The sequence below is a fragment of the Klebsiella sp. K47 genome (assembly GCF_051858335.1).
GTDB classification, from domain to species: Bacteria; Pseudomonadota; Gammaproteobacteria; order Enterobacterales; family Enterobacteriaceae; genus Klebsiella; species Klebsiella pneumoniae.
On sequence record NZ_JBPYUI010000519.1, the window covers coordinates 1 to 216 of the forward strand.

General features: G+C 43.5%; 1 protein-coding gene. It reads right to left on the minus strand.

The genetic code is table 11. The features are described 5' to 3' along the window. Positions 1-216, minus strand: a 216-nt coding sequence (locus RRF55_RS29050; protein ID WP_439419458.1) for a benzoate/H(+) symporter BenE family transporter, incomplete at both ends; no start/stop codon positions are given.

Below are 216 nucleotides of genomic sequence, written 5' to 3' on the forward strand. Positions count from 1 at the left end.
TTTCAAAGATACCGAAAAAGCCCAAAATGGCAGTAACCAAACCACAGACCAAAAATGCGCCAATCGCTTCATGCAAACTATAACCACTGCCTGTCGCAATAATTAAGGCCAGTGCTGCCGTAGACCATGAGGTCGATACAGGATATTTAAGTTTCCAAGATAAAAGCAGGCCACTCAAACCAATACCTAGACCTAAAGCCCAGAACCATGAGTTGA